At 66.6% G+C, this 999-nt stretch carries 2 protein-coding genes and 1 pseudogene; all 3 read left to right on the top strand.

All coding sequences use genetic code 11. The features are described 5' to 3' along the window. Window positions 1-109, top strand: a pseudogene (locus tag AX685_RS00690) (transcriptional regulator); the annotation flags it as partial. Window positions 110-120: 11 nt separating this feature from the next. After that, window positions 121-549 (top strand): arsenate reductase (glutaredoxin), encoded by a 429-nt coding sequence (gene arsC, locus AX685_RS00685; protein WP_042469211.1) that lies wholly within the window; start codon window positions 121-123, stop codon window positions 547-549. Next, the coding region (locus AX685_RS00680; RefSeq protein WP_197418422.1) for an ArsB/NhaD family transporter at window positions 549-999 on the top strand (451 nt) is incomplete at its 3' end. The genes arsC and AX685_RS00680, both read left to right, overlap by 1 nt.

Raw genomic sequence — 999 nt, 5'->3', positions numbered from 1 at the left:
CGATCTGGACGGCCTGCGCGCGCTGACGCTGTTCCTCGTCAAGGACTGCTGCGCCGGCAATGCGGAGCTGTGCGCGCCGCTCGTCGCCGAACTCACCCCCTGCTGCTGAAAGGACGCCCTGTGGCCGTCGATGTCGTCGTCTATCACAACCCCGAGTGCGGCACGTCGCGCAACACGCTCGGCCTTATTCGCAACGCCGGCATCGAGCCGCACGTGGTCGAGTATCTGAAAACCCCTCCAGCCCGCGCGTTGCTGGTCGAGCTGATCGATCGCGCCTGCATGACACCCCGCGAACTGCTGCGCGAGAAGGGGACGCCCTATGCGGAGTTGGGCTTGGGCGACACGTCGCTATCCGACGACGCGCTGGTGGACGCGATGATGGCGCATCCGATCCTCATCAACCGGCCGCTGGTCGTATCGCCGCTCGGCGTGAAGCTCTGCCGGCCCTCCGAAGCCGTGCTCGACCTGCTGCCGACCAATCAGCTCGGAGCGTTCGCAAAGGAAGACGGCGAGCAAGTGGTGGACGCATCGGGCCAGCGCGTCGCCTGATGCTCCTTGCTGTCCTGATCTTCGTTGCGACGATCGCGCTCGTCATCTGGCAACCCAAAGGCCTCGGGATCGGGTGGAGCGCGATGGGCGGGGCCGTCGTGGCGCTGCTTGCAGGCGTCGTCACGCTGTCCGACGTGCCGGTGGTGTGGGGCATCGTCTGGAACGCAACAGCCGCGTTCGTCGCGATCATCGTTATCAGCCTACTCCTCGATGAAACCGGATTCTTCGAATGGGCGGCGCTCCATGTCGCGCGCTGGGGGAGGGGGCATGGTCGCCGGCTGTTCGTTCTGATCGTGCTGCTCGGTGCGGCGGTGTCCGCGCTGTTCGCCAACGACGGCGCGGCGCTGATCCTGACGCCGATCGTCATCGCCATGCTGCGGGCGCTGGGCTTCAACGACAAGGCGACGCTGGCGTTCGTCATGGCGGCGGGGTTCATCGCCGACACCGCCA

Source organism: Sphingomonas sp. CCH9-F2 (genome assembly GCF_001556735.1).
GTDB lineage: Bacteria > Pseudomonadota > Alphaproteobacteria > Sphingomonadales > Sphingomonadaceae > Sphingomonas > Sphingomonas ginsenosidimutans.
Note: the sequence above shows the minus strand (reverse complement) of the source record. Positions and strands in the feature narration are given on the sequence as shown.